The organism is Bacillus sp. JJ783 (assembly GCF_036963225.1).
In the GTDB taxonomy this organism is placed as follows: Bacteria; Bacillota; Bacilli; order Bacillales; family Bacillaceae_G; genus Bacillus_A; species Bacillus_A cereus_U.
Genome location: NZ_JBALMG010000133.1, coordinates 218 through 22,625 on the forward strand (window position 1 = coordinate 218; position 22,408 = coordinate 22,625).

Sequence of the window (22,408 nt, forward strand, 5' to 3'; positions counted from 1 at the left end):
ATACTGTAGAATAAAATATACACAAACAATTCAAATATGTATAAACAATTTGACAATGTACAAATTATTTGGCACAAGCCCCCTCCTTTGTCCTCGGCCACCTTTAAACTTCCTAACAGTAGATAGTTAGCAGTTCCAACTGCTGATTTACAATAAAGTTTAATTTTTAAAAATTCTATTCCTATACAACCATTACTATCATCTTCCATGCAATGTCCGTAAAACTCTCAAACTGGAGATCGATAAATATCCATTTCCTCGCTCGAAAACGTTTAAACGCAAAAACATACTGTAGAGAAAAATTTCTCTACAGTATGAGAACAAATCATATATAAGCTAAAATACCATTTCTAATTTCATCATTAACTCTTTTACATGAATTATTTATAAATTAGGTAATTAAAAACAATTCAGTAATTCCAACTTTTATTTAATTAACATACAAAAAGGATTGCTAATTACTCGCAGCCCTTTTTGTACGTTACTATTCACTTATATTTAGTACTCTATTTAAACCTAACTATTATTTTATGCGCCTAAACAAACTACCCGTTTAATTTCCTTTTGGTTTATAACCTTCAGCTTTTAACGTTTTATTTGTGCTACTTCGTTTTTTTGGAAAGAATCCAGTAATTAATAACGCTATTATCCATGCCATTATGAGCATTATATTTATTCTATTGCTTACACTTAAACTTAAAGTACTCCACATGTAGGTGCGACAAAACAAGTACAGAGCAATACTAAAAAGTAGAAGCGTTCTAACTCCAACTCTGATGTAAGGCTTTTTCTCGTGCTTCAAAATGAAAGTTCTTTTCCCCTTGTTCAATCTAATTACAAATAGTAGCAAGTATATACCAAGTGTTCCCCCAATAACAACGGATATAATAATGTTGATTTTTCTTTGCTCTTCGAAGGAGAAGTAACTTTCAGGGAACTTCCCAGTCTCGTGTTTTATCCATTCATGGTAAATATCCTGTCTTAAGTCTTTACCATTTTCACCATTTGTGAGAATGACCAATCCATCTTTTGTATTCGGAATGTAGCCATAAAAGGAATGCCACCCTCGATTATCGCCAGAATGATACATCATTTTCCACTGACTCGATAACTGACTCTCAAATATACCTAAACCAGTCTCGTCTAATACCGGCTTTTGCATTTCCTCCACACGTTCACTTTTGATGACACCATACCCCTTACCTTTATGAACATTGGTGTCCATGCTTGCAAGTATGAAAGTCATCATATCCATAACATTTGTTTTGAGACCTGCAGCAGCCTGTTCTGTATATTGATAATTCGGAATTTCCTGTCCAAAGTATCCATACGCCTTCGAAAGATTAGAGTTCTCCGGGATTTGTCGGAATGAGCTAGATTTCATCCCTAATGGTTTCATAATTTGTTCCTCCATATAACGGTCAAAGGGTATCCCAGTCACCTCTTCAATAACAAGCTGTAAAATCGTATAGCCAATCCCAGAGTATATCGCTTCTGAACCAGGCTTCTTAATTATTTCAACCGGATCATTATGCCACCCTTTCCCAGACAGTGACTCTTCAATAGAATCAAGCGGTTCCCCAGGTACCACTCCTAAATACCCTTTATGTGTGGATAATCCTGCCGTATGGCTTAGTAATTTTCTTATCGTGACTTCATTATTATCGAACTTCGAATTTGGTAATTTCCATTTGTTTAAATACTTGTCAACCGGATCATCTAATGATAAAAGTCCTTCGTCTGCAAGATGTAGAACTCCCCAAGCAGTAAGACTTTTGGACACCGAACCCGCCTGAAATAAAGTATTATCATTCACTTCTTTTCTCTTCTTTTTATCTGCATAACCATAATTAAGTGTATAAGCAATACGCCCATTATGTACAACTCCTATTGCAACCCCTGGTACATCATAGTTTTCCAGCCATTTAGGTACTTGTTCATCCATCTTTTTCTTAAAGTTTTCTATGCTCCTATTAGCCAATATGTTCGATTCTGCCCTTGCCACTTTCGTAGAAGTCAATTCACCCATAATGAATATGAAAATAAATATGCATACAACATTTTTAAGAAAACTAGATGTTCTTTTACTTTTCTTCATCTATCCCACTCCTTTTCCCAGAATTTTCTATCCGTTAACCAGGTTATCTTATTCAAACATTCAATTCTATCGATTTCTATTACATAAACTTACAAATTTGTAATAAACATCAACATCGCTAATCACTTTCCATCATCAGTAGATAGTAGTACTTATTTTTGCGGAGCATTATGACCATTAAAAATAAAAATAGAAGCCAGTCTCAATAAAGAGAACTGACTTCTATTTGGGTAACCATAATTATCATAGAACTTTTAATTTAACAGTTTGTCTTCCCCAATTCATGGCCTTACTTTTTGAACTTACTAAAACATCAATACGATTACCTTTAATGGCACTACCGGTATTACCAGCGATTGCTTCACCATAATTTTCTACCCATACTTTTGATCCTAACAGTTACGTGCTTTTTGGCTACGCCAAACCGAAATTCATCTCCCACCTATCGTTGGGCTACGCCCTGCGCACTCTTGAGGAAGGAGGATTCTTTCTGGTAATCCGTTAAATTCATTTTCTTTTGTTAGAATTTCGTAAATACGGTTTGTAAATCTTTTCATCAGAATCGTTTCCGTACTCTCTATTGATTCACTGCTTTTGCTACAAGGGCAGCATATGCTTCTGCACCTGCTTTCGTTAAATGTACGCCATCTGGTTCAAAGTATGCCTGATTTCCGGCACTTGCTGCATACCAATCAACTAACACCACATTTTTGTAAGCTGATGCTGCTTCTTTTAACTTCTCATTCACCAACGATTCCCACGGACGTGGTACTCTCGTATTAATTAATATAATTTTACGTTCATCCCCAATCACTTTTATTAATGATGCTAATTGCTCCTTAGTAAAGGCTCCATTTGTACCTAATCCAATAATGACATGATTTCCTAAATTCCCCTCATTCTTTAGCTGTTCCACAGCAGGGATTGCTTTGGACATTTGCCGCCCTATTTCCGCATCAATCCTAATATTAGGAAAAGCATTTTTTAAATACGGAGCAATATCAATCATGATTGAATCTCCTACAGCTGTAACTGTTAGAGGGTCTTTAGGCTGTGCGGGAATCCCTTCTTTTTGTTCTTCTTTATTTTGAGGTGGTTCATTAGCTGGTTTATCCCAAACTGCAACGGGATGTTTAGCCTGCTCTTCTTGCACTGCTTCCACCTTATCTTTTGGAGGATTCTCCTTTGCTTTACTAGCTGTTGTTAATCCAAAAGTAGCTATCGAAGAAATAAATACTGCACATATTAAAGCTAACTTACCACTTACAGTTAAGTTTCTTATTTTCAAGTTCTTAATCCGAATATTCTTCAATGCGCCTTTTCGTATTGGATTTTCAATAAACTTCCACGAAATTTGTGCAATAACTATAATTAGGAGAAATTGAAGAATTGCTCTTGTAATCGAAAACTCTCCAGCATTTACCTTCGGAGTCGTCAATGTAATAATCGGATAATGCCAAAGATATATTCCATATGATCGCACGCCCATCCAACGCAGTGGTCTAAATCTCAAAAATAGTGCGATTCTGCTAGCCGGATGCGCAAGGTTAGCGACTAACAAGGCTGTAGCAATTGATAAAAGGACCATTCCCCCACGGTATAGAAACGGCTCATATTGATTCGTCTTCCAAAACATAATGAGAATGATACTAAGAGCAACTCCCCCAATAACATCAAGAATAAGACGTGCTTGCGGAATAATTTTATTCGCAAGTCTACTGCTTGGCCAAATTAAAGCAAGTGCCGCTCCAATTAATAAAGAAAAAGCCCGTGTATCAGTACCGTAATAAATTCTACTTGGGTCAGAGCCTGGTTCATATAGAATTGCCATTGCTAAAGCAGATGCAATTGCTCCTAGACAAATAAATAAGATCATGCGTGATTGTTTTTTTATGTAATAAAATCCTAAACTAATGACGAACGGCCAAACCACATAAAATTGTTCCTCAACAGCTAACGACCAAAAATGATTTAGCGGAGAAGGCTGACCAAAGCTATCAAAATAAGATAATTTATGATAAATATACCACCAGTTACTAACATAAAATAACGCCGCTAATGAATCTCCACGCATTTTTTCAAGTAAAGAGCTATGAAAAATCGTAATCCATGCCAACGTTATAACGAGCATAACAAACATTGCTGGAAGCAATCTCCTTGCCCTACTAAGCCAGAATTTCTTAAAATCAATTCTCTTATTTCTCTTCCACTCCATCGCTAGAATATCTGTAATTAAATAACCTGAGAGTACAAAAAATACAGTAACCCCCAAAAATCCTCCAGGCATCCAATTAAAATTAATATGATACAAAATAACACCTAGTATAGCTAGGCCCCTTAGACTGTCTAATCCAACCATATAACGACTATTTTTTTTAATAGGTTTAGTCACCTACAATCACCTCTATTTTTTGGAAATCAGGTAAACAATAGCGGTATACAATGCTATTAATTTCCTAAAATCGTATAAGCTAAGCTATAAAAAACACCATTAGGGAAGGCTCTTTTATTATCATTACATACACAGTAACTAATACTTTATCACGTTATCTGTTTCTGTTGTGAAAATTTTTAAACTAGGTGTTTTTGCTTATTCCCCCGAAAAAGAGACATATGCTTAATTAATTAAAAAGTACACTTTGTAATACGTTTTTACAGACGTATCAAGGACTTACATTGTGAATATGATCTATAACGAATATGTAAAAGGTTTCCTATAAAGAAGCGTTATAAAAAAAGGGCTACTCATTACGACCAGGCTCTCTATTTTCCTCACTCAGCCTACTTTATTTAAAGCTTCGGCTGCTTCTGTAAACGTTGGTGCATAAGTAGAAAATAATAAAAATAATGATACTATAAGTCCTATGATTTTCTTCATACTCGCATCTTCTTATCAATCCATTTAAAACCTTTTAATTATATTTTGATACTATCGAAATAAAAAAAGATATGCATAATTATATATTTCTCTTATTGATAGAATGTACGGTTCTGGTGTAAAAAATGATAAGTAAAAAAGAATCAAGAATTCCTAACGGAATCACCTGTTAAGCAGTTAATCCAAACAGCCGGTTGATAAAAATATTCTAATTTTGGACAGACTGGTCCTGCAAATCAATTTGTTCTTTTTTGGGCATATGCATGGCTTCAATACCACTCAATATAGAAGCTGATGTTTTGTATGATTTAAATCCCAAAATAGAGCGTATACGTTTTTTAATAAAACGATGATCTTGTTCTACTATGTTATTTAAATATTTTATCCTTCGGGTTTTGGTGCCCATTGATATCCTTTTTTCTTCCTTCAACTGTTCGATAGCAATTGGATAAGCAGGACTCTTATCGACTGTTATAACACGAGGATTTGAAACATGAAAAGACTACAAAGCTTTCTTAAAAAAGCGCTTTGCAGCCTTATGATTTCTAGATTTACTCAAATAAAAGTCAATCGTGTTTCCTTCAGAATCAACGGCACGATATAAATACATTCATTGTCCTTTTATTTTTATGTATATTTCGCATGCTATCAGCAAAATGATATGTGTCGTCAAGAACGAGACGCTAAAACACCTGAACACGAACCTATACGGTCTGTCGTGAGAGTGGTGATGGCACACCGCAACCTTGCACGTCAGCGATACCAGAAATGGACTTCGCCTTTGGTAGCAAGAATCCTACTGATGTTAGTCAGCTTGCCCCTTTAGGCATGGGAGTGTCAACTCAAACATCATATAGAACCAAGTCTATCTTATCTAGACTATAATAGCTTAGTCGCTCACAACAAGAGAGGAGAGCATTTACATTTTGCTTCTTTATTTTACCACTTGAACAGATACTGGTTTCCAGCCCTGATTCTCTACCCAATCAATATCAACCTTATATTTTTTATTACTTTGCTTATCTCGTACATTACCGTAGGCTTTATTATTACCATTATTCCCAATAAAATCAAAAATCAATTGACTCTCTGGAACATCAACAGCATAAGAAATTGCTTTTTTCATCTCATTCCAATCTACTGTTCCTTCTTTAAATTTCATTGCAGGTTTTGCTCCTTGCTCTGTACCAATTGCCTTCCAGGAAGGATTAGTTTGAGAACCCTTTTCTTGAGATATCGTTTTTTCTCCCTCTTTATTTTCATTTCCGTTCGTTTTTACAGGCTCTTCTACTTTTTGTTTCTCTTCTAAATGTGCTGTTTCTTTATCTTTGTTTTTCTTTTCTTCTATCTTTGCCGCTTCTTTATCTTCGTTTTTCTTTTCTTCTATCTTTGCCGCTTCTTTATCTTCGTTCTTCTTCTCTTCTATCTTTGTTGCTTTCTTTTCTTGAGCAATTGCTTTCTTTGATGTATCAGAAGTGAAAAACAACTGATACGTCACTATGCCAACTGTTACTAATACCACACTAAATGCGATATTAAATATCCCCTTATTACGACGATTTTGTTGTTTTTCTTGAAACCTGCTTCCTTGTCCCATTTTCCAAACCTCCGTGTTTATTTTCGCCACTAATCTTTACGTATTGTTCCTAAGAATCTTAATATTTTTATTAAATAATGAAAATATTAAGGTTTGTGCGTTTTCAAGTATCTGACATATGTTATTCAAAAATAGTTTAATAAATTAAAGATTAATAAGTTTCTGTACTTAAGTATACTTATTAACAAATAAGCCTCTTCTTCACCGATTTATAATTTTTAAAATCAACTGTCCTCTTTAGTTTGCGCTTTCTAATGGATATGCCGTGAAACCAAAAAAAGATTTCACCTTCTTTTCAGAATAACTTTCATCACTAGGGAATTCTATTATTCCTAATCTAACCTTTAATTCGCTTTCATGACAACATGAATCTTTATGAAGTCCCCTTATCTTTTGTATAAAGCGCTTTTATTTTTTTCAATATAGAGCAATATTTCTTTGTTTATAACCTTCTTAAAAGCTTCTTCTCTACTGTAAAAGTTATTTAAACTATACAATCCATATCATTTAATATGTAACGTTTCTATTAATTCCACCTCATTTTCCAGACAATACTATTATTTCTGAATATTACATTTACTACGAATACACATTCCGGCTTACTTGAATTATAAATTGCGCTTATCTATAATACATTTTATTATTAATAACTTCAATACTACATATGTAGTATTGAATGGATGCAAAAAAAACATGGAAATTTAATTCAAGCCCTATCAAAATGAAAATAAAAAACATCTGTGATATACACAAAGTGCTTTTCTCTTGTCAATTTATCTATTTTCTTTTTATAACTCAACTCCTTCGAATCGTACTTTTCTAGAGTTTGCTGCAATTCATTTTGTTCATATGGAATATGTTTATCTGTCTGTACATCTTCAACATCTTCAACATTTTCTCCACCTGCTAATAATCTCCTGTACTTAAAAGAGTGCCCTGTTAATAATGGTGTAATCATTTTGTATGGCCCTCCTTTTGTTTGATTACTTGTATCATAAAACAAGTATCTGAAGTTGATATGTAGTCTACTTTACTGATAAAACTAACAAATAAAAAAGGAAACCTGCATATTCGTTATAGTGATTTTTAAGTTATATATATATATATATTCATACAAATTTATTAATATGCAATATTACATATTAGGAGTTTCCTGTATCTTCATGATATTGATGTATTTATAATACTTATATCTTCATATTTAGAAAGGAATAAAAAATGAAAAAAATCACATCAACACTATGTATAGCTGGAATGACTTTAACTATTTTAGGAGTAGCTCCTCAAAGTAGTTCTGCTCATCTCGATCAAATTGATTTAACTGAGAATGATCCTATTACCGCTCGATGGTCTGCAGAAGCACCGTATCATTCTGATAAAAGTACACATTTATGGATTGCAAAACAAGCTATTGAAATTATGAAAACAGAATCTAATGTTGAAGCAAATAAGCAGGCTGTGGACTTCTTAAATTATCCGCAATATAAAGATCTATTTTCTAAAGGATTATATGATGCAGATTATAATGCAGAATTTAACGATGGTGGAACGGGAATAGGCGGCGTTTTTAAAGGTGGATGGAAATCCCATTTTTATGATCCTGATACTAAAGAAAATTATAGAGGAGAAACAGATCCAACTGCTCTTACACAAGGCAAGAAATACTTTGATGAATCTGGAGAACATTTACGAAATAAAGACTATGAAAAAGCTTTCTATTACTTAGGGGTAGCCACGCACTACTTTACAGATGCGACACAACCTATGCATGCAGCAAATTTTACCGCAATTGATATGAGAGCTATAAAATATCATAGCTATTTTGAAAATTATGTTACAACCATTCAAGATCAATTTGCAGTTAATACTGGAGGGAATTATAACGACTCTCTATCTACACCTGAAGAATGGATTGATTATGCAGCCCGAGTAGCTAAACCTGAAATTCAAAATATTGCTAATGATAAAACATTTGCGTATTACAATAGCGGTAAGGCGCAATTGTGGCAAGAAATGGTTACCCCAGCTGTGCAGCGAAGCTTAGGAGAATCTCAGCGTAATACAGCAGGTTTCCTAAATCTTTGGTTTAAAACGTTTACTAAAAATGTACAAGCTCCAAGTTTAGAAACTGCACAAATCTATGATATAGCAGGAAATGTTATAGAAGCAGGGAAAAACTATTATATCGTACCAAGTGAATCTCCTTTTCAAGGTCTAACGTTTGAATGGTATGTAGCAAATCGTTACGATTATGTTTTACTTGCAAATAAAAAGAATGATATACAATCTGGTACACCTATAGAATTTGTATTTTACAAAGATAATGATGCAAAGCTACACCACGGTGAAAGCGTATACCTTCGCATGAAGCATTCTAATTATGATCAATATCAATATTTAAATTGGTCGAAATATTCTAGTTGGGTTCACCTTGCTGAGAAATCTGATAGTTTAGCAGACTTTAAAATTCAAATTAACCCGGATAACCCTACAGAATATAATATTTTTACAGATGGTTATCCATTAAATTATGAGAATATAAATGCAGAGAAAAGTTGGATTGTACTAGGGGGAAAAACACAAAAACCTAGCTCATGGAAGTTTGTACCTTTCAAATAACCTAAACACACTCGTTCCTAATCAGAACGAGTGTGTTTTTTGTTTTGAGGTATTTGCTTTTCTTAAGGTAAATAAGGATCAAGGTTTAAGAATTAGCTAGTAATTGTTGAAGTCTATTATACGTTGAAAAGGCGGAGTCTCTTTGAAGACTTCACCGTTGTTTATATAGGGCATGAATGGTCTCGATACCTTTTATCGTACATGAAGCATGGCGAAGATTTTGAAATCCTGCAGATTTGGCAAAACGTCTCTTGACATGCCTATGATTCTGGTCAATAAGATGGCTAAAATTTTTGATTCTACAATGGATTGTAGTTTGATAAACCGAGAGACCCTTTAGAATAGAAATCACTTTTGACACAAAACAATGATTTTATATGGTGTAGTTTGAGCTGGTATACTCATTGTCGTAAAACCATAAATAGCTATTAAATTTCGATTTACAAGATTACCTGTAAAGAATTGACCATTTGTTAATAAAATTTGAGTAGAAGGAGAAATATTTAATTTTAATTTTCCATCACTACTCTCCAACTGTTCATTAAAATAGTCTACTTTTACATTTTGATGCGGTGTATATTTTGCCATAACAATCGCTTGAAATTGTGGTGGGAAAATAAGAGGAGCAGGAGCGTTGGCATCGTAAAACCCAGTTACTTTATCTCCTACTACTACCGTTGCATAGTCGATAAAATACGTATTTGGTTTCACTACAAAATTTATTAGATTCCCATAACCATTATCTACGGACATTAATTTATTACATCCTATATCTTCGTTTGATTCTGTTACAAAATCGTTAATCATAGTTATTGTACCATCAAATGATTGAAATTTTTTCATTCAAATACCTCTTTTGTTTATATAATTAAACCTCTATCGTTACTCTATAATTTTTAAAAACATGTAAATGAAATAATCCTTCTCGTATCAATTCCAAAAATAACCCAAAACCTACCGTTCCATCTAAAACCAGCAACAGACCTTGGTCCTACAAAAATTGGGAAATACCAAAACTGTTCACCATTACTAAGCCATATATAAGTATTTCGAAATAAACATAATGAAATTGCTCCTGGATCAACAGCAAATGGTGAAGCTGTTGATTGTTGAGGAATAAATGATGGAGGGGGGAGATGTTGGAGCTAGTGAACTTTGCTGTCCTGGAAAACTTGGTACACCCGGAAAACCTGGCATTCCAGGTATACCTGGAATCTGAGGACCAGGGAATTGACGATCGAAGTATTGATCATAATTTATATAAGGATAATATATTGACTCATTATACATTTAAAAACCACCTCTTTATTTTTAAAACCTTCTAAATTATTAATATGTAATGTGGTTCGTATAGGAAGCTTATTCGCTTCCTATACGAACAATATTTTAAACAAAACAAATATCAAACAGGAAAGTATACCCATACCCTTTGTTTTCCAGTATGAGGTAAAGGCTGGGGGGAAATGGAGCGAGGGGCTAGCCTCTCCTAATGTCATAAAAAAATAAAGAGTGAGAGAAATTCGTCACACCTGAAAATGTCCTTCTTTAAACTAATTTTCTCTGATAGCTAAATAAGAAAAAAACGAAGTCACAGACAGATTTCAATTCATCATAAAAAAACGGTACGACTTTATTTCAAAACTACACTTATTACTATTTGGTTGAGTGATCGATACGTCAATATATCTTAAAAAGGAGCTCTCTTGATAAAGAGAGCTCCTTTTCTTATTTCTTCTTCTTTTCTGTCGGTTGGCTTTGTTTAGCGAAATTAGATGAATCATCGAAATTCGGTTGCTTTTTACCAGCATTATTACTTCTACCTTTTCCCATATGTAATGCACCTCCCTCACCCTTACTATTCCCAATAAAAAAATCCTCTTGCATCCAAGAGAATTTTTTATTAGGCTCTTATTAATAATGTCCAAGTGGTGTATACTTACCTAAAAATCTAAGTAGTCATATATATGGCTAAAACAAAAGAAATGGCTGAGGTTTTTAGGATAGGATTACAAATTGGTTTATTTTCAAAAACTGATGTAATTAATTGGGCTGATCAAACTATTGAAACACTAGATAGTCCTGCTAATGAAATTATTGACGTTTCTTTATCCAGTAATGATAAATTAGTCGATATTGCATCTAAATTAAAAAACATAAAGGGAAGATATGATGAAAAATTACCAGTGAAAATTATACTGGGACTTTTATGTGAGAAATTTATTATAACTGGAGAAAATGCATTGAAAATAAAACCATTTATATTTAAATTAGTACATAATAATTGCTGTGAAGGGTTCGATAATGTAGATAAACAGCTGTATAATTTTAATGAGGAAATAAATTTAGCCGAAGATAATATATATGGGAATCTAGAAGATATTAGCCAAGAAATAAAAGAGTTTTTATCTATTTATAAAGATTTTAGTATGTGTTTTCATTTACCTTATGGTGTGCTAAATGATGAATAAAAACAACAGGTCTCAAAGACTCTTAGAACTTCTTGAAGCAAATAGAAAAAAGCACAAACCTACTTATGGTGCTTTATATGACGAATGCGTCTGCGTGTTAGGTGTGGAAACTAAAGAATTATCCCCTGGAAGAGGATCAGAAATATACAAATTATTAAATGACTCTTACCCTTTTGAATGGTGGGGACGAATCAATTGGAATATGGTTGTCCTTAAACATGCCATTGACTCCATGGATCAATATCTCATCTTATCCCATTGGAAAGTAAAATCTATATCCTATAGAGTACTGGGCCTGCTCCCATTCTCTATGCAAATTCAAACGATATATTACGTAATATTGACGATGTTACGGCGGTTGGTAGCGACACTTATCTTTTTTGTCCAAATAATTTTGTTATAGAATTTTACCATGAAGGTGAAATCATCATTGGTTTTGGAAAAGACCGTATTTAATAGCCAACATACAAAGAAAATTGAAGGGATTTTTTTGTTTCTAGATATATTGATGCTGATAATGAGGTTTTATGTAAACTTAATATGAATACCTTATGCAATCAAAATACCTTTCATCATCTATATTCTTGATGTGGTACAATCTGGATATAAGGTAGAGGGAGATAGACAATGGAAGAAATCATTAAAGAGATTGTTTCCACAAGCAAAGGATACAAAGTTCAAGTTATCAAACGAAATGATGGTTTTTACACTACAGAAGTTTTTGCGTGGTTTGAGGATTACGGATATGAGTATTGGGCTCCTATTAAGCAGGGGTTATCGTTAATTGATACAGAAAAACATGCCATATCCATAGCAATGGATCACTTAAAAGTGTATTCAGGTGAGAGTGATTAGTGGGAATCAGCCGAGATTTATTTACTTTATCAAGGTAATAAAAAGGCTAGTTAGCCCTTATAATGGACTAACTAGCCTTTTTATTATTTTTTCCTTTTCAAATATGTTTCTCATGCAATTTTCGTTCAGAGAATTCGATAAATTCTTCTAGCTTTTGTCTTTCTAAAACCGTTACGAAAATATACACTAACTAAATTTCGACAAAAGAGAATGGAATTGATTCTATTTTTGGTAAATATTACGATACACGAAATTACTATATTAATTTTAATAAAAGCCCCTGAAAGGAGCCACTTATTTTACAAGATACTGTTCTACTTCTTTTATTAATAGTTCTGCACCTTCTGGACTTAATGTTATCTTACCGTTTGCTAATGATATGTTACGATTTGATACCTCTCCTGTTAATGCACAAACACCACCGGGCTGATATTTCTGTAAAACAATGTCTTCACCTTCTACAAAGATCTCTAATGGTGATTTTTCTTTAATACCTAGCGTATTTCTAAGTTCCTTTGGAATTACCACACGCCCTAAATCATCTACTTTTCTAGTCACTCCGGTTGCTTTCATCTAGCATCTTTCCCCATTTCATTATCAATTGTACCCAAGTTATTCTTTACTATTGTAACAAGCTTTTACCATATATGAAAATTCATTTACATTTACAAAAGAGCAAGTGGAACAAATAGAAAATTATTGGCATGAAAATAGGCTAAGAATCAAAATGAAGCAATTCGTCAGCTCGTAGAGAAAGGGTTAAGTCGTAAATAATGACTACCCTTTTTATTTTTCCTAAAAACGTATGTAAAGCCTGTATCCATCTTTACATGCGTTTTTATAATAAATAAGACCTATTGTATTAACTTCTTCATTAAAACGCAAAATAAACCGATTTGGAAAGCCGTTTTCAAATCAAACCTCATTTTTATACAATTCAGTCTTATTTACCGCTTCCCAGCGATTTTTCTGTCTTATATAATTGAATTAACAAATATTGGGGGGGTAAAATGAATAAACAAAACGTATCATCAGCACTCGACAACCCTAGATTGTAAAGATGTTTTATCTTCCTTTGTGTATTGCATTTCTAAGATTTTCATTGCCCTTTATCCCTTTATACTTTACTTGTACCAATAACCCATTACTTCACCTTTTCTAAAACCATAAAGAACGTACTATCCGGTAGCGCAACTGCATTCCCAGACTCATCTTTAAACTCAATTTTCTCGTTTAGATGATTTATATATCCATCCTGCAAATAGTTCATAGCTTGAATGATGTTTACTTGATCTCCAAAGATACCCTTTACGAAATCCTTATAGTCGTTGGGTGTAAAGATTCCAAACTGCTCCTGCACCTCATGAACGAAGGAATCCTCGCCCCAGGTATACGTATATAAGAACTCCATCGCATCGTTAACAGGCATTTTGACTGTATTGTCTGCAAGTACCTCATACTGGATTATACGCCCCTTAAATTCATGGACATACTGCTCTAAGAAATTCATTCCGCCCGCATCTTTAAAACGAATCACACGCATTAACGTTTTATCTTCGGTCATGATACCATCACGAATGATAATACGACCTCCTGGCTTTAACACCTCATAAGCACTTTGCAGACCCTTTTTAATTACTTCATGATTGAATTTCTTACCTTCATACTCGATATAAGAGAACAGCTCATGAAGGATAGAAGAATATACAATCGTATCAACCGATTCTTTATCAAACGAGCTGCTTAAGTTGATTGCATCCCCTTTAATGACGTCCCAAAAACGACCCTCGTTCTGCTTCTTCTTTTTCAACGTATCAATCACGTTTTCGGAAATATCGATACCGTAGATTCGTTTATCCTCGGTCTCTTCTTCAATCATGTCTAGCATGACACCACCACCGGCTCCGACATCTACAACCGTATCTCCCTTTATATAATCAAGAATAATTCGTTTATCATCAGCCGAACTATTCATATGCTCCAGATACACTTCTTCGTTATGGAATCTATCATACGCATCCTTACGTAACCCGAAGAAATCAAACAGCAGCACATTTGCCCGAGCATGCATCATATCTATCTTTTCTGCCTCTACACAGAAGGTAATTAACGCCTCACCTACAGCAGAAAACTGAAACGACACATACGCAGTCTTCATATCTTCATCGACTTTAGCCTCAAAAGAAACATGCGTTGTATCCGGCTTCTCGTTCTCACGGTACTCCCGTAGATACTTCTCAATAACCCGCTTACGATACACGTTGTCCTTCTTCTCGCCTTTGAAATCATAGTGCAACTGCTGCATCAATTTCTCGAAATGGATATGCTGAACCTTTCCAGTGCCTATCTCGTTCTTTAACTTAACAAAAACTGTCCAAATATCCTCGAAGCTAAGAGCATGCATAGACGGTTCTACATACCACAAATCCTTATCAGATAAAAAGGTTTGAACGCCACTCTTCTCGCTCCCCATAATTATATCTTTTTCAAATGCTGACTCCTTATGTTTTGGCGTGAGTCTATGTATGCGAGAAGTAAATGGCTCCACATAGCCATCAAACAGACCATCAATTGTAATCTTCACATCGTCCTTTACTTCACTCCACAAGGATTTTGATACGCCCTCAATAATACATTGGTTAAGATAGTATAGAATCTCCTTTAACCTACCCTCTCCGTACTCTTCTTTATACGTGTTAATCAAATCAACATGAGAGTCCAAACGAGCCTCCCCGCGGATATACTGCCCGATTAATCCATGTGTTCTAATTAAATCTCGAACAAACAAATACTCAGTAGAGTTTAAGTTTGTCTCTATACGTTCGATAAACTGAATATCACTAAAGATATCAGCAGAACCTTCGTTATGTACCAATAGGTTAATCCCGTTTTTCTTCCATTGCTCCCGCTGCTTTAAAGAGCCTACCTTTGCAAGCTCACTATACGTTAGTACCTTTTCAATAATGCGATACGCTTCTTCATCTAAAGACAACCCATCTAACACTTGCAGCGTACGGTGTACATAGTACAACACCGCATCCGTTTTTAATGCACCAAGTACCTGTACATTCTCATAGTTTTGATGTATCTCCTCTGCCTCGATTAGATGCTTTAACCACGTAGGGAGAGCATCAGAAAACCCTTCAATGTATGTATTTAGAACTTCAATGTTTTTCAACTTATTTACCCCCATATATAATCAATATCCTCGTATTACCCTAACGCCCGTAACACATTAAGTCCATTCTCTGTTAGCTTTACCGCACCTTTTGGACAACCCTCACAACCTGTACTTTGCATTTAACCGTTTATTAAGCAGCGATTGTCCCGTCCGTTTATTGGGACCCCATAGCTCAGCAGGGAGAGCGCTACCTTGACAGGGTAAAGATCATGAGCCCGAGCCACCGGAGTCATACAACTACTTTCAAAACAGTTTATAACCTATAAAAATCTGTCTCATTATTTCTTATTTCAGACCTTAATTTTTAAACTTTAAACATAAAACTCCTACGGTTGGAAGATCCGCCGGGGCCCACTTTAACTCCAATAAATTATTAACATGAACCCATATCAACTCGGCATGCTCAAGCGCTTTTGGTATACCGGACTCTATGTATGCCTTATAAGTAGCAAGATGAACTATAATATTCTCATACTCATGATCCACTTCTTCTATTTTTTCACCAACAGTAATTAAACATCCTAGTTCTTCTTTGATCTCACGTATTAACGCATCTTGCGGCATTTCCCCTTCATTAATTTTCCCACCTGGAAATTCCCAATAGTTCGGTAATGACATTGCAGGAGAACGTAATGCACATAGTATTTCATTCTTCTCATTAAAAATGACCGCTCCAACAACCGATACTTTTTTCTTCATGAATCGTCACTTCTTTCACATCTTATTTAGTACATATACTCTCTATATCTCGTCTTTTTGCTTATATCGCGCCAGCTTTTTCTCTAATTTTGCAACATCTTCATGTAGATTTAAAACATGCAGCTTCCGATGACAATTCGCACATACTCCAACAGTATTATAAATCGTATCTTCTCCATCCTCTGATAGCCATTTCACATGATGTGCTTCTAAGTATGGATTCCCTTTTTTATCTTGGAAAGGAGCATGCTGTTCACACAACCCGCATATACCTTGTGCACGCCTTTTAGCTAGCTCAGCTACATACTCATTTCGTTGATATGTTGTAGTTTTTGTAAAACGTTTATTATTACCGTAAGATACTACCTTGGTAGCTCGATCCTTTAACGAATTCCCCGAAAGAATTCTCCTTCCTCAAGCGTGTGAAGGGTATAGCCCAACGGTAGGTGGGAGATGAATTTCGGTTTGGCATAGCCAAAAACTTTTGATAACTTGATATATGAGGTTGCAGGAAGAAAATAGAGTGCGAAAACCAAGCCATTCGGTTCCTGAGTAAAATATCAACCGTACCAAAAGAGCGTCCAAGCGTTGGACATCTAGGGATGGAACACCCGAAGTAACGCTCAGGGAGACGAAAGGTTGCTTTCATCGTGGAACTGAGAAGCTCCCACTTCAAGCTTTGCTAAGTGGCGAGTAGTTCACGGCAGTGAAAAATATCCTTCTTATTTTTCACTATATAATACTTAAAATTCTCATCTTCAATGTTTTTATAAACAGAAAAAAGGGTAGATGATGAGCGATTATACTGGTTTAGTTAGCGGGGATGTACCCAAATTAAAGTATATCGGATTCCAAGAACTCCTCATTAATCCTCAATTTCAATTCCAGCTTGTTTAAATGGTTCTAATACTTTTGGATAACACAGTGAAATATATTCCACTGTTTTTAAATTTTTTAGATTCTGAAATCCTTCAACAGATATTACATCAAATAAACTGTCTTCGCCATCCCAATCTGGCTTTAGGATATGATAAATTTCATTCCCCCCATCAAAGCAAAGGGATTCAATCTTTTCCAAATCACTTATTTCCAAAGTTAACTCTTCTAAATAATCTCTGATTTCAACAATTGGTCCAGCTCCAGAATACCATTCGAAATTATTCGTATACTTATCTATTAAGTCTGTTAATTCTTTTAGAAATAGTGGCTCTTTATCTAATAAAGCTTCAATTACCACTAATTTAAAATTAAAATCTTTAAACATCTCACTCTTTCCCATTTTAACTACCTCCAATATTATCTCTGTCCTAGGCTTTTAATCTAACCTGCACTATTAGTATTATAACAACTATGGAAAAATTAGCATTATTCACAATAACCTTATTGAACTAACCTGCCCCGTTCGTGGAATAAGAAAAAAATATGGTAAAATTTATTTGTGTAAGAAGAAATGAGAATTTGATTTTGAATAAGATTAAAATTGACTAAACAATCCTGTAGTGAAGGTATTATGTTTGAGACGTAAGAGGAGGAAAAATAGCATGATAAATCAAGCTGAATGGCTGTGGCAACGTATTATCGAAAGAGGATCAAATTTTGAAGGTAACTTTAAAGAATCATTAAATCTTCAGACAGGTGCAAGTGATGAAGAGTTTCAACTTATTGAGGATACACTGGGGGTTACACTCCCTGAAGAAATGAAGAGCTTTTACAGAGTGTATAACGGACAAACTTGGGAACCCGGGGTGAATCCATTTGTAAGGAATTTGACTCTGTCCCCTACTTCTGAAATTATCGATAATTGGAAATTTTTACAGGAAGAATTCGATCCTGATGATGATTTAGAGCCAGATATTGAAAAAGAGCTTAAACCAGTTCTTTGGAATTCTAAGTGGATTCCAATTGCAGAAAATGGTGGCGGAGATTACCTTTGCATTGATACAGATCCATCTGAAGTTGGAGTTTCAGGACAAGTTTTATACTTTTACCATGACTGGGGAAGGCGTGCTATTAAGGCAAAGAATATTTTTGCATTCATCGAAATTTGTTTAAAAGAAGAGAATTGTGAATAAATGTACTCAAAGTAACGGGTGCTTAATAAGTAAAAACCTTACATAAACAAAAATCCATATATAAACGGTTGAACTTTTTTCAATTAACTGTACTATGATTATTAGAGGATAATTAGTTCAATATATGAGCTAATCTCCTCTTTTTTAATACATTCTAGAATTATAAACTATATAAAAAAATTCTAGTTTAATATGTTTATTTTATAATCTTATGATTTAAGGAGGAGTATGTTATGAAAGTACAGGAAGTGTTACTTGATGGTAATAAGAAAAGATACATGCTTCTTGATAAAGCTAGAACGCCTATAGTTCCTGTGAGGAAGTATTTAGATAAGGCAGGAAAAAGCCAAACGAACAGAAAAAACTATCAACCTAACAATTACTGTTATTGCAAACTTCTATGACTACCTCTATCGAAATGAAGAAGTACAAAATGACATGATGGATAAATACTTTCTCTTAAAAAAACCGCTTCTATTTTATAGGGAAGCGGTTTTTTAACTGAATACAACTATGAATTAACTTTAACTGTTCTGTTTATATGTCTTTTCACTTTTGTTTTTCATGCGTAATGCTTTCTCCTTCAACATCAATGTTAGGCAAAATTTTATCCAGCCATTTTGGCAAGTACCAGGCTGACTTGCCCATGAGAGTCATGACCGCAGGTACGATTGTCATTCTCACGATGAATGCGTCAAAGAAAACACCGAATGTAAGAGCCATGCCTATGGATTTAATGATGGTATCAGGCGCCAACATGAATCCAATAAATACAGACATCATAATTAATCCCGCTGCGACTACGACTCTCCCGCTCTCCCGCATTCCCTCTACAATAGCTCTCTTCGGATCACCTGTATGCGTATATACTTCCCGCATCTTGCTCACTAGGAACACCTCATAGTCCATGGCGAGTCCGAACAAGATGCCAATCAGAATGACAGGCAAGAAGGCTAAGATCGGACCGGCAGCCGGGAACCCAAATATATTTTGGAAATGTCCATCCTGCACGAAAAATACCACGGCTCCCAACGTAGCGCCAAGAGAAAGTAGAAACCCTAATACTGCTTTTAATGGAATGAGCAGAGATCTAAACACTAGAACTAAGAGTACATACGCAAGTCCCACAATAAGGGCAGCGAAAACTGGCAAGGCGTCACTCAGCTTTTGCACAATATCAATATTCATCGCTGCTGTGCCCGTTACCATTAGTTCAATTTCATTTTTTTTCTCGGTTTGGTTCGATTTGTCCCTGATTGCTTTTACCAAATCCTTCGTCTTTGTATCGTCAGGTCCAGTTTTTGGTGTGATAGAAATCATATAAATCTTTCCAGAAGGCCCCGGGATAGCTGGTGTCACACTTTTCACGTCAGGTAGTTTACCCAATTCTTTTGCGATGGTGTTCATAGTATTTTGCGTTTCAGCTGTTGCTTCTTCTGATTTTGCTACTACCATTAAAGAAGCATGAAATCCTTCCCCATACGCTTCCGTCAATAAATCATATGCTCTTCTTTCTGTCGTTTCTGTGGACTTTGTTGTTCCATCAGAAGGCAGGCCAAGGTTCATATGGAAAAACGGAATTGAAATCACTGCAAGTAGTCCGATTGCGAAAATCGTAACAATCAGAGGACGTCTTATGACAAATTCTCCCCATTTATTTGAACCAGCATGTTTCTTACCTGCCCCAGTCATCTTTTGCAAGAATCGATTTTGTTTAGATGGGGCAATCTTATGGCCGACAAGTCCCAAAATGGCTGGTAATATGATGACGGAAACCAACACAGCTGCAAGCACAGTAAAGGCAGCGGATACGCCCATCGCTGTCAGGAATGGAATCTTTGTAACAGACAGTCCCAAAAGACCTATAATAACAGTTAATCCTGCGAAGATTACGGCACTTCCCGCTGTTCCCGTTGCGATGGCAACAGATTCTGGAACAGAATCTCCTTGTGCAAGCTGCTGTCTAAAACGATTGATAATGAAGAGTGCATAGTCTATGCCTACTGCGAGTCCCAGCATGGCAGCTAATGATAAGGAAACTGATTGGATTTCCACATAATTGGTTCCAATCATGATTCCTAGCATTCCAATTGCTAATCCGATTATCGCAGTGAGAATCGGCAGTCCAGCTACTAGAAAAGACACAAAGGTAAATGCCAGGACTACGAAGGCAACAAGAACTCCGACAATTTCAGTCATACCTGAAGTCTCTGAGTCAGAAAACGTAACATCGCCTCCTGATAACTCCGTTTGAATGCCGGCATCCCTTGTTGTTTCAATACTATCTAAAATCTTATCTTTAGAAGCTTCTGTAACCTTTTCTGCTTTTACTTTGTACGTAACAACTGCATATCCAATTGTCTTATCTTCACTGAGGTTCTGCAGTTGCATCGGTGCTGCCACAGAATCAACAGCTGAGTCTTTTTTTATCTCTTCAAGAACGCCTGCAATTTTCTGTTGTACTTCCGCTGACTCCAAGGTTTCGTTTTTTGGTGCTTTAAATGCCACTTTTACTTGGGCACCTGCTGGTTGCATCGCTTTAAACTCTTTTTCAATTACTTTTCCTGCTTTATCTGCCGGTGTATTCGGAATACTCAGCTCGTCCTTGAAAGAGGAACCCATGTTGACTGCAAAAAGCACTAATGCAATGAGAATTGCGAGTGCACTGAATACAACCTTTTTTCTATGATTTACTGCCCAATAGCCTAACTTATACAGATATTTTGCCAATTGAATCTCACCCTATTCTTGTCAAAAATTTTTCTTGTTCTTACGTTGTAATCTAAAAACGTACAAATACCTATAATACATATTATTTATATAATATGATTTTAAAATTCATATTATAGATTGTATCTGAATATCCCTCCCTATTTATAGCTTGCAAAATGGCGACAAATTGCCAGTAAGAAACAAAGAAAATGGTACACATTGACAGCAATAATGCCCTTTTATACAATGAAATTATCACTACACTAACAATTGTACTTACAAGTGTAAGTATAACAGTGAATTTTCATCTTTCAAGCAATATGTGATGATTTGCACTTAAAACGAACAGAATGAAGGGATGTGTTAGCTTTGAGGAAGTCAAGAGAAGACAGTATACACTCTCAAAGATACATTATGGAGGCATTGAGCGCACTGTTGCATGAACATAAATTGCAAGATATAACCGTAACAGCGATTTGTAAAAAGGCTGGAGTTGCCAGAGTCACATTCTACAAATACTACCGCAACGTTTACGACGTCGTGCAAGCATCTGTGGATGAAATTGTTCAACAATTCTTGAAAGAGGTTGATAGTTTGAATCCGTATGAAAGTATGCAGCTAATTATTGAATATATCATAGAGGGATTTGTCTCTGCACAGAAGCCGTCAGGAAAGTTAATTGATTCAAATATATCTAATATGATGCTTGATTACTTGAATTATACAATGGAAAAGGTCTTTCAAGCGGATATTACACACGATCATGACATGAGCAGAATGCAAATCCTGTTTTTAGCAGGCGGTATCTTCAATATTGTTACCGATTGGATTAAAAGAGGGTCAAGGGAGTCTCCTCAGGCACTTGCTGCAAAAATATACGAGATTCTTCCATATGGGACAACAGATACAAGGAATTTGGCAAATTCATGATACAACTGTTCTACCTTTTATTACATCTTAAAAATGGGCATCACATAAAAAGCTACGAGTAGTTCCATTAACCATAAACGACGGTTAATGGAACTTTAGTTATTTCTACTCAAATAGAAAAAAATACTATTCAAATTTCGTTACAAAACTCATTACCAAAAACAAAAGACCCTAACATATTAGCCATGTATAATATGTTAGGGCCTTGATATTTTAAGTATTTTTCAATTTAGGTCTTGATAATTGAAAAACAGTTCAACTTTATTTCAAAGCCACGCTTCTTTCTATCGACTTCCGAA

General features: G+C 35.1%; 18 protein-coding genes and 7 pseudogenes. 8 read left to right on the top strand and 17 right to left on the bottom strand.

The features are described 5' to 3' along the window. From V7038_RS23860 to V7038_RS23895, 8 genes and pseudogenes are all read right to left on the bottom strand, one after another. On the bottom strand, positions 1-209 hold a 209-nt coding region (locus V7038_RS23860; RefSeq protein ID WP_335695733.1), incomplete at its 3' end, for a hypothetical protein. Positions 210-553: 344 nt separating this feature from the next. After that, a complete protein-coding gene (locus V7038_RS23865) occupies positions 554-2,098 on the bottom strand; it encodes a serine hydrolase (protein WP_335695734.1) in 1,545 nt (514 codons plus the stop codon). Between the two features lie 243 nt (positions 2,099-2,341). After that, positions 2,342-2,494 (bottom strand): annotated as a pseudogene (locus V7038_RS23870) (3D domain-containing protein); the annotation flags it as partial. 181 nt (positions 2,495-2,675) lie between these two features. Further along, positions 2,676-4,490 carry an acyltransferase family protein gene (locus V7038_RS23875; protein WP_002203228.1) on the bottom strand — a complete coding sequence of 605 codons (1,815 nt, stop codon included), beginning with the start codon at positions 4,488-4,490 and terminating at the stop codon, positions 2,676-2,678. Positions 4,491-5,184: 694 nt separating this feature from the next. Beyond that, positions 5,185-5,616: pseudogene (locus tag V7038_RS23880) on the bottom strand (IS6 family transposase); the annotation flags it as partial. A 294-nt stretch (positions 5,617-5,910) separates the two neighbouring features. Then, the gene (locus V7038_RS23885) at positions 5,911-6,573 is read right to left on the bottom strand and encodes a DUF1510 family protein (RefSeq protein ID WP_335695735.1); all 663 of its coding nucleotides are present in this window, start codon (positions 6,571-6,573) and stop codon (positions 5,911-5,913) included. Between the two features lie 282 nt (positions 6,574-6,855). Continuing rightward, a pseudogene (locus tag V7038_RS23890) lies at positions 6,856-7,070 on the bottom strand (sodium:proton symporter); the annotation flags it as partial. A gap of 209 nt (positions 7,071-7,279) precedes the next feature. Then, on the bottom strand, positions 7,280-7,531 hold the full coding sequence (locus V7038_RS23895) for a hypothetical protein (protein WP_070139019.1): 252 nt from the start codon (positions 7,529-7,531) through the stop codon (positions 7,280-7,282). 260 nt (positions 7,532-7,791) lie between these two features. Between V7038_RS23895 and V7038_RS23900 the strand changes: the two genes are divergently transcribed. Further along, positions 7,792-9,192, top strand: coding sequence for a zinc dependent phospholipase C family protein (locus V7038_RS23900; RefSeq protein ID WP_335695736.1), 1,401 nt, complete (start codon positions 7,792-7,794; stop codon positions 9,190-9,192). Between the two features lie 85 nt (positions 9,193-9,277). Here V7038_RS23900 and V7038_RS23905 read toward each other — a convergent pair. The 3 genes and pseudogenes from V7038_RS23905 to V7038_RS23915 form a co-directional block, all read right to left on the bottom strand. Further along, positions 9,278-9,517: pseudogene (locus V7038_RS23905) on the bottom strand (DDE-type integrase/transposase/recombinase); the annotation flags it as partial. A gap of 23 nt (positions 9,518-9,540) precedes the next feature. Continuing rightward, positions 9,541-10,035 carry a hypothetical protein gene (locus V7038_RS23910; protein WP_335695737.1) on the bottom strand — a complete coding sequence of 165 codons (495 nt, stop codon included), beginning with the start codon at positions 10,033-10,035 and terminating at the stop codon, positions 9,541-9,543. A 53-nt stretch (positions 10,036-10,088) separates the two neighbouring features. After that, a pseudogene (locus tag V7038_RS23915) lies at positions 10,089-10,482 on the bottom strand (collagen-like protein). Between the two features lie 674 nt (positions 10,483-11,156). On the opposite strand from V7038_RS23915, the gene V7038_RS23920 reads away from it, so the two are divergent. From V7038_RS23920 to V7038_RS23925, 4 genes and pseudogenes are all read left to right on the top strand, one after another. Beyond that, the gene (locus V7038_RS23920; RefSeq protein ID WP_070139017.1) at positions 11,157-11,660 is read left to right on the top strand and encodes a hypothetical protein; all 504 of its coding nucleotides are present in this window, start codon (positions 11,157-11,159) and stop codon (positions 11,658-11,660) included. Further along, positions 11,653-11,847, top strand: a pseudogene (locus V7038_RS29610) (hypothetical protein); the annotation flags it as partial. The gene V7038_RS23920 and the pseudogene V7038_RS29610, both read left to right, overlap by 8 nt. A gap of 152 nt (positions 11,848-11,999) precedes the next feature. Beyond that, entirely contained in the window at positions 12,000-12,116 is a 117-nt protein-coding gene (locus V7038_RS29615; RefSeq protein ID WP_431165004.1) for a hypothetical protein, read from the top strand. Between the two features lie 171 nt (positions 12,117-12,287). Beyond that, a complete protein-coding gene (locus tag V7038_RS23925; RefSeq protein WP_335695738.1) occupies positions 12,288-12,515 on the top strand; it encodes a hypothetical protein in 228 nt (75 codons plus the stop codon). A 294-nt stretch (positions 12,516-12,809) separates the two neighbouring features. Here the strand turns inward: V7038_RS23925 and V7038_RS23930 are convergent, their stop codons facing one another. The 5 genes from V7038_RS23930 to V7038_RS23950 form a co-directional block, all read right to left on the bottom strand. After that, positions 12,810-13,088, bottom strand: coding sequence for an AbrB/MazE/SpoVT family DNA-binding domain-containing protein (locus tag V7038_RS23930; protein ID WP_000648339.1), 279 nt, complete (start codon positions 13,086-13,088; stop codon positions 12,810-12,812). Between the two features lie 571 nt (positions 13,089-13,659). Next, positions 13,660-15,708, bottom strand: coding sequence for a class I SAM-dependent methyltransferase (locus V7038_RS23935; RefSeq protein ID WP_335695739.1), 2,049 nt, complete (start codon positions 15,706-15,708; stop codon positions 13,660-13,662). A gap of 285 nt (positions 15,709-15,993) precedes the next feature. Continuing rightward, the gene (locus V7038_RS23940) at positions 15,994-16,395 is read right to left on the bottom strand and encodes a (deoxy)nucleoside triphosphate pyrophosphohydrolase (protein WP_070146418.1); all 402 of its coding nucleotides are present in this window, start codon (positions 16,393-16,395) and stop codon (positions 15,994-15,996) included. A 42-nt stretch (positions 16,396-16,437) separates the two neighbouring features. Then, the gene (locus tag V7038_RS23945; protein ID WP_002203200.1) at positions 16,438-16,656 is read right to left on the bottom strand and encodes an HNH endonuclease; all 219 of its coding nucleotides are present in this window, start codon (positions 16,654-16,656) and stop codon (positions 16,438-16,440) included. Positions 16,657-17,260: 604 nt separating this feature from the next. Further along, on the bottom strand, positions 17,261-17,674 hold the full coding sequence (locus V7038_RS23950) for a DUF6892 domain-containing protein (protein ID WP_002203199.1): 414 nt from the start codon (positions 17,672-17,674) through the stop codon (positions 17,261-17,263). A 262-nt stretch (positions 17,675-17,936) separates the two neighbouring features. Between V7038_RS23950 and V7038_RS23955 the strand changes: the two genes are divergently transcribed. Next, entirely contained in the window at positions 17,937-18,467 is a 531-nt protein-coding gene (locus tag V7038_RS23955; RefSeq protein WP_335695740.1) for an SMI1/KNR4 family protein, read from the top strand. A 233-nt stretch (positions 18,468-18,700) separates the two neighbouring features. Beyond that, a pseudogene (locus V7038_RS23960) lies at positions 18,701-18,917 on the top strand (hypothetical protein); the annotation flags it as partial. Positions 18,918-19,016: 99 nt separating this feature from the next. On the opposite strand, the gene V7038_RS23965 reads toward V7038_RS23960, so the two are convergent. Next, the gene (locus V7038_RS23965) at positions 19,017-21,197 is read right to left on the bottom strand and encodes an MMPL family transporter (protein ID WP_335695741.1); all 2,181 of its coding nucleotides are present in this window, start codon (positions 21,195-21,197) and stop codon (positions 19,017-19,019) included. Between the two features lie 396 nt (positions 21,198-21,593). Here V7038_RS23965 and V7038_RS23970 point away from each other — a divergent pair, with 396 nt between their 5' ends. Then, on the top strand, positions 21,594-22,109 hold the full coding sequence (locus V7038_RS23970) for a TetR/AcrR family transcriptional regulator (protein ID WP_335695747.1): 516 nt from the start codon (positions 21,594-21,596) through the stop codon (positions 22,107-22,109). The last annotated feature ends 299 nt before the right edge of the window (positions 22,110-22,408 follow it).

What these genes read in the sequence shown, in the direction of transcription:
- V7038_RS23865 (WP_335695734.1), bottom strand. Translation starts at nt 2,098, where the DNA reads ATGAAGAAAAGTAAAAGAACATCTAGTTTTCTTAAAAATGTTGTATGC.
- V7038_RS23885 (WP_335695735.1), bottom strand. Translation starts at nt 6,573, where the DNA reads ATGGGACAAGGAAGCAGGTTTCAAGAAAAACAACAAAATCGTCGTAAT.
- V7038_RS23895 (WP_070139019.1), bottom strand. Translation starts at nt 7,531, where the DNA reads ATGATTACACCATTATTAACAGGGCACTCTTTTAAGTACAGGAGATTA.
- V7038_RS23900 (WP_335695736.1), top strand. Translation starts at nt 7,792, where the DNA reads ATGAAAAAAATCACATCAACACTATGTATAGCTGGAATGACTTTAACT.
- V7038_RS23910 (WP_335695737.1), bottom strand. Translation starts at nt 10,035, where the DNA reads ATGAAAAAATTTCAATCATTTGATGGTACAATAACTATGATTAACGAT.
- V7038_RS23920 (WP_070139017.1), top strand. Translation starts at nt 11,157, where the DNA reads ATGGCTAAAACAAAAGAAATGGCTGAGGTTTTTAGGATAGGATTACAA.
- V7038_RS23925 (WP_335695738.1), top strand. Translation starts at nt 12,288, where the DNA reads ATGGAAGAAATCATTAAAGAGATTGTTTCCACAAGCAAAGGATACAAA.
- V7038_RS23930 (WP_000648339.1), bottom strand. Translation starts at nt 13,088, where the DNA reads ATGAAAGCAACCGGAGTGACTAGAAAAGTAGATGATTTAGGGCGTGTG.
- V7038_RS23935 (WP_335695739.1), bottom strand. Translation starts at nt 15,708, where the DNA reads ATGGGGGTAAATAAGTTGAAAAACATTGAAGTTCTAAATACATACATT.
- V7038_RS23940 (WP_070146418.1), bottom strand. Translation starts at nt 16,395, where the DNA reads ATGAAGAAAAAAGTATCGGTTGTTGGAGCGGTCATTTTTAATGAGAAG.
- V7038_RS23950 (WP_002203199.1), bottom strand. Translation starts at nt 17,674, where the DNA reads ATGGGAAAGAGTGAGATGTTTAAAGATTTTAATTTTAAATTAGTGGTA.
- V7038_RS23955 (WP_335695740.1), top strand. Translation starts at nt 17,937, where the DNA reads ATGATAAATCAAGCTGAATGGCTGTGGCAACGTATTATCGAAAGAGGA.
- V7038_RS23970 (WP_335695747.1), top strand. Translation starts at nt 21,594, where the DNA reads ATGGAGGCATTGAGCGCACTGTTGCATGAACATAAATTGCAAGATATA.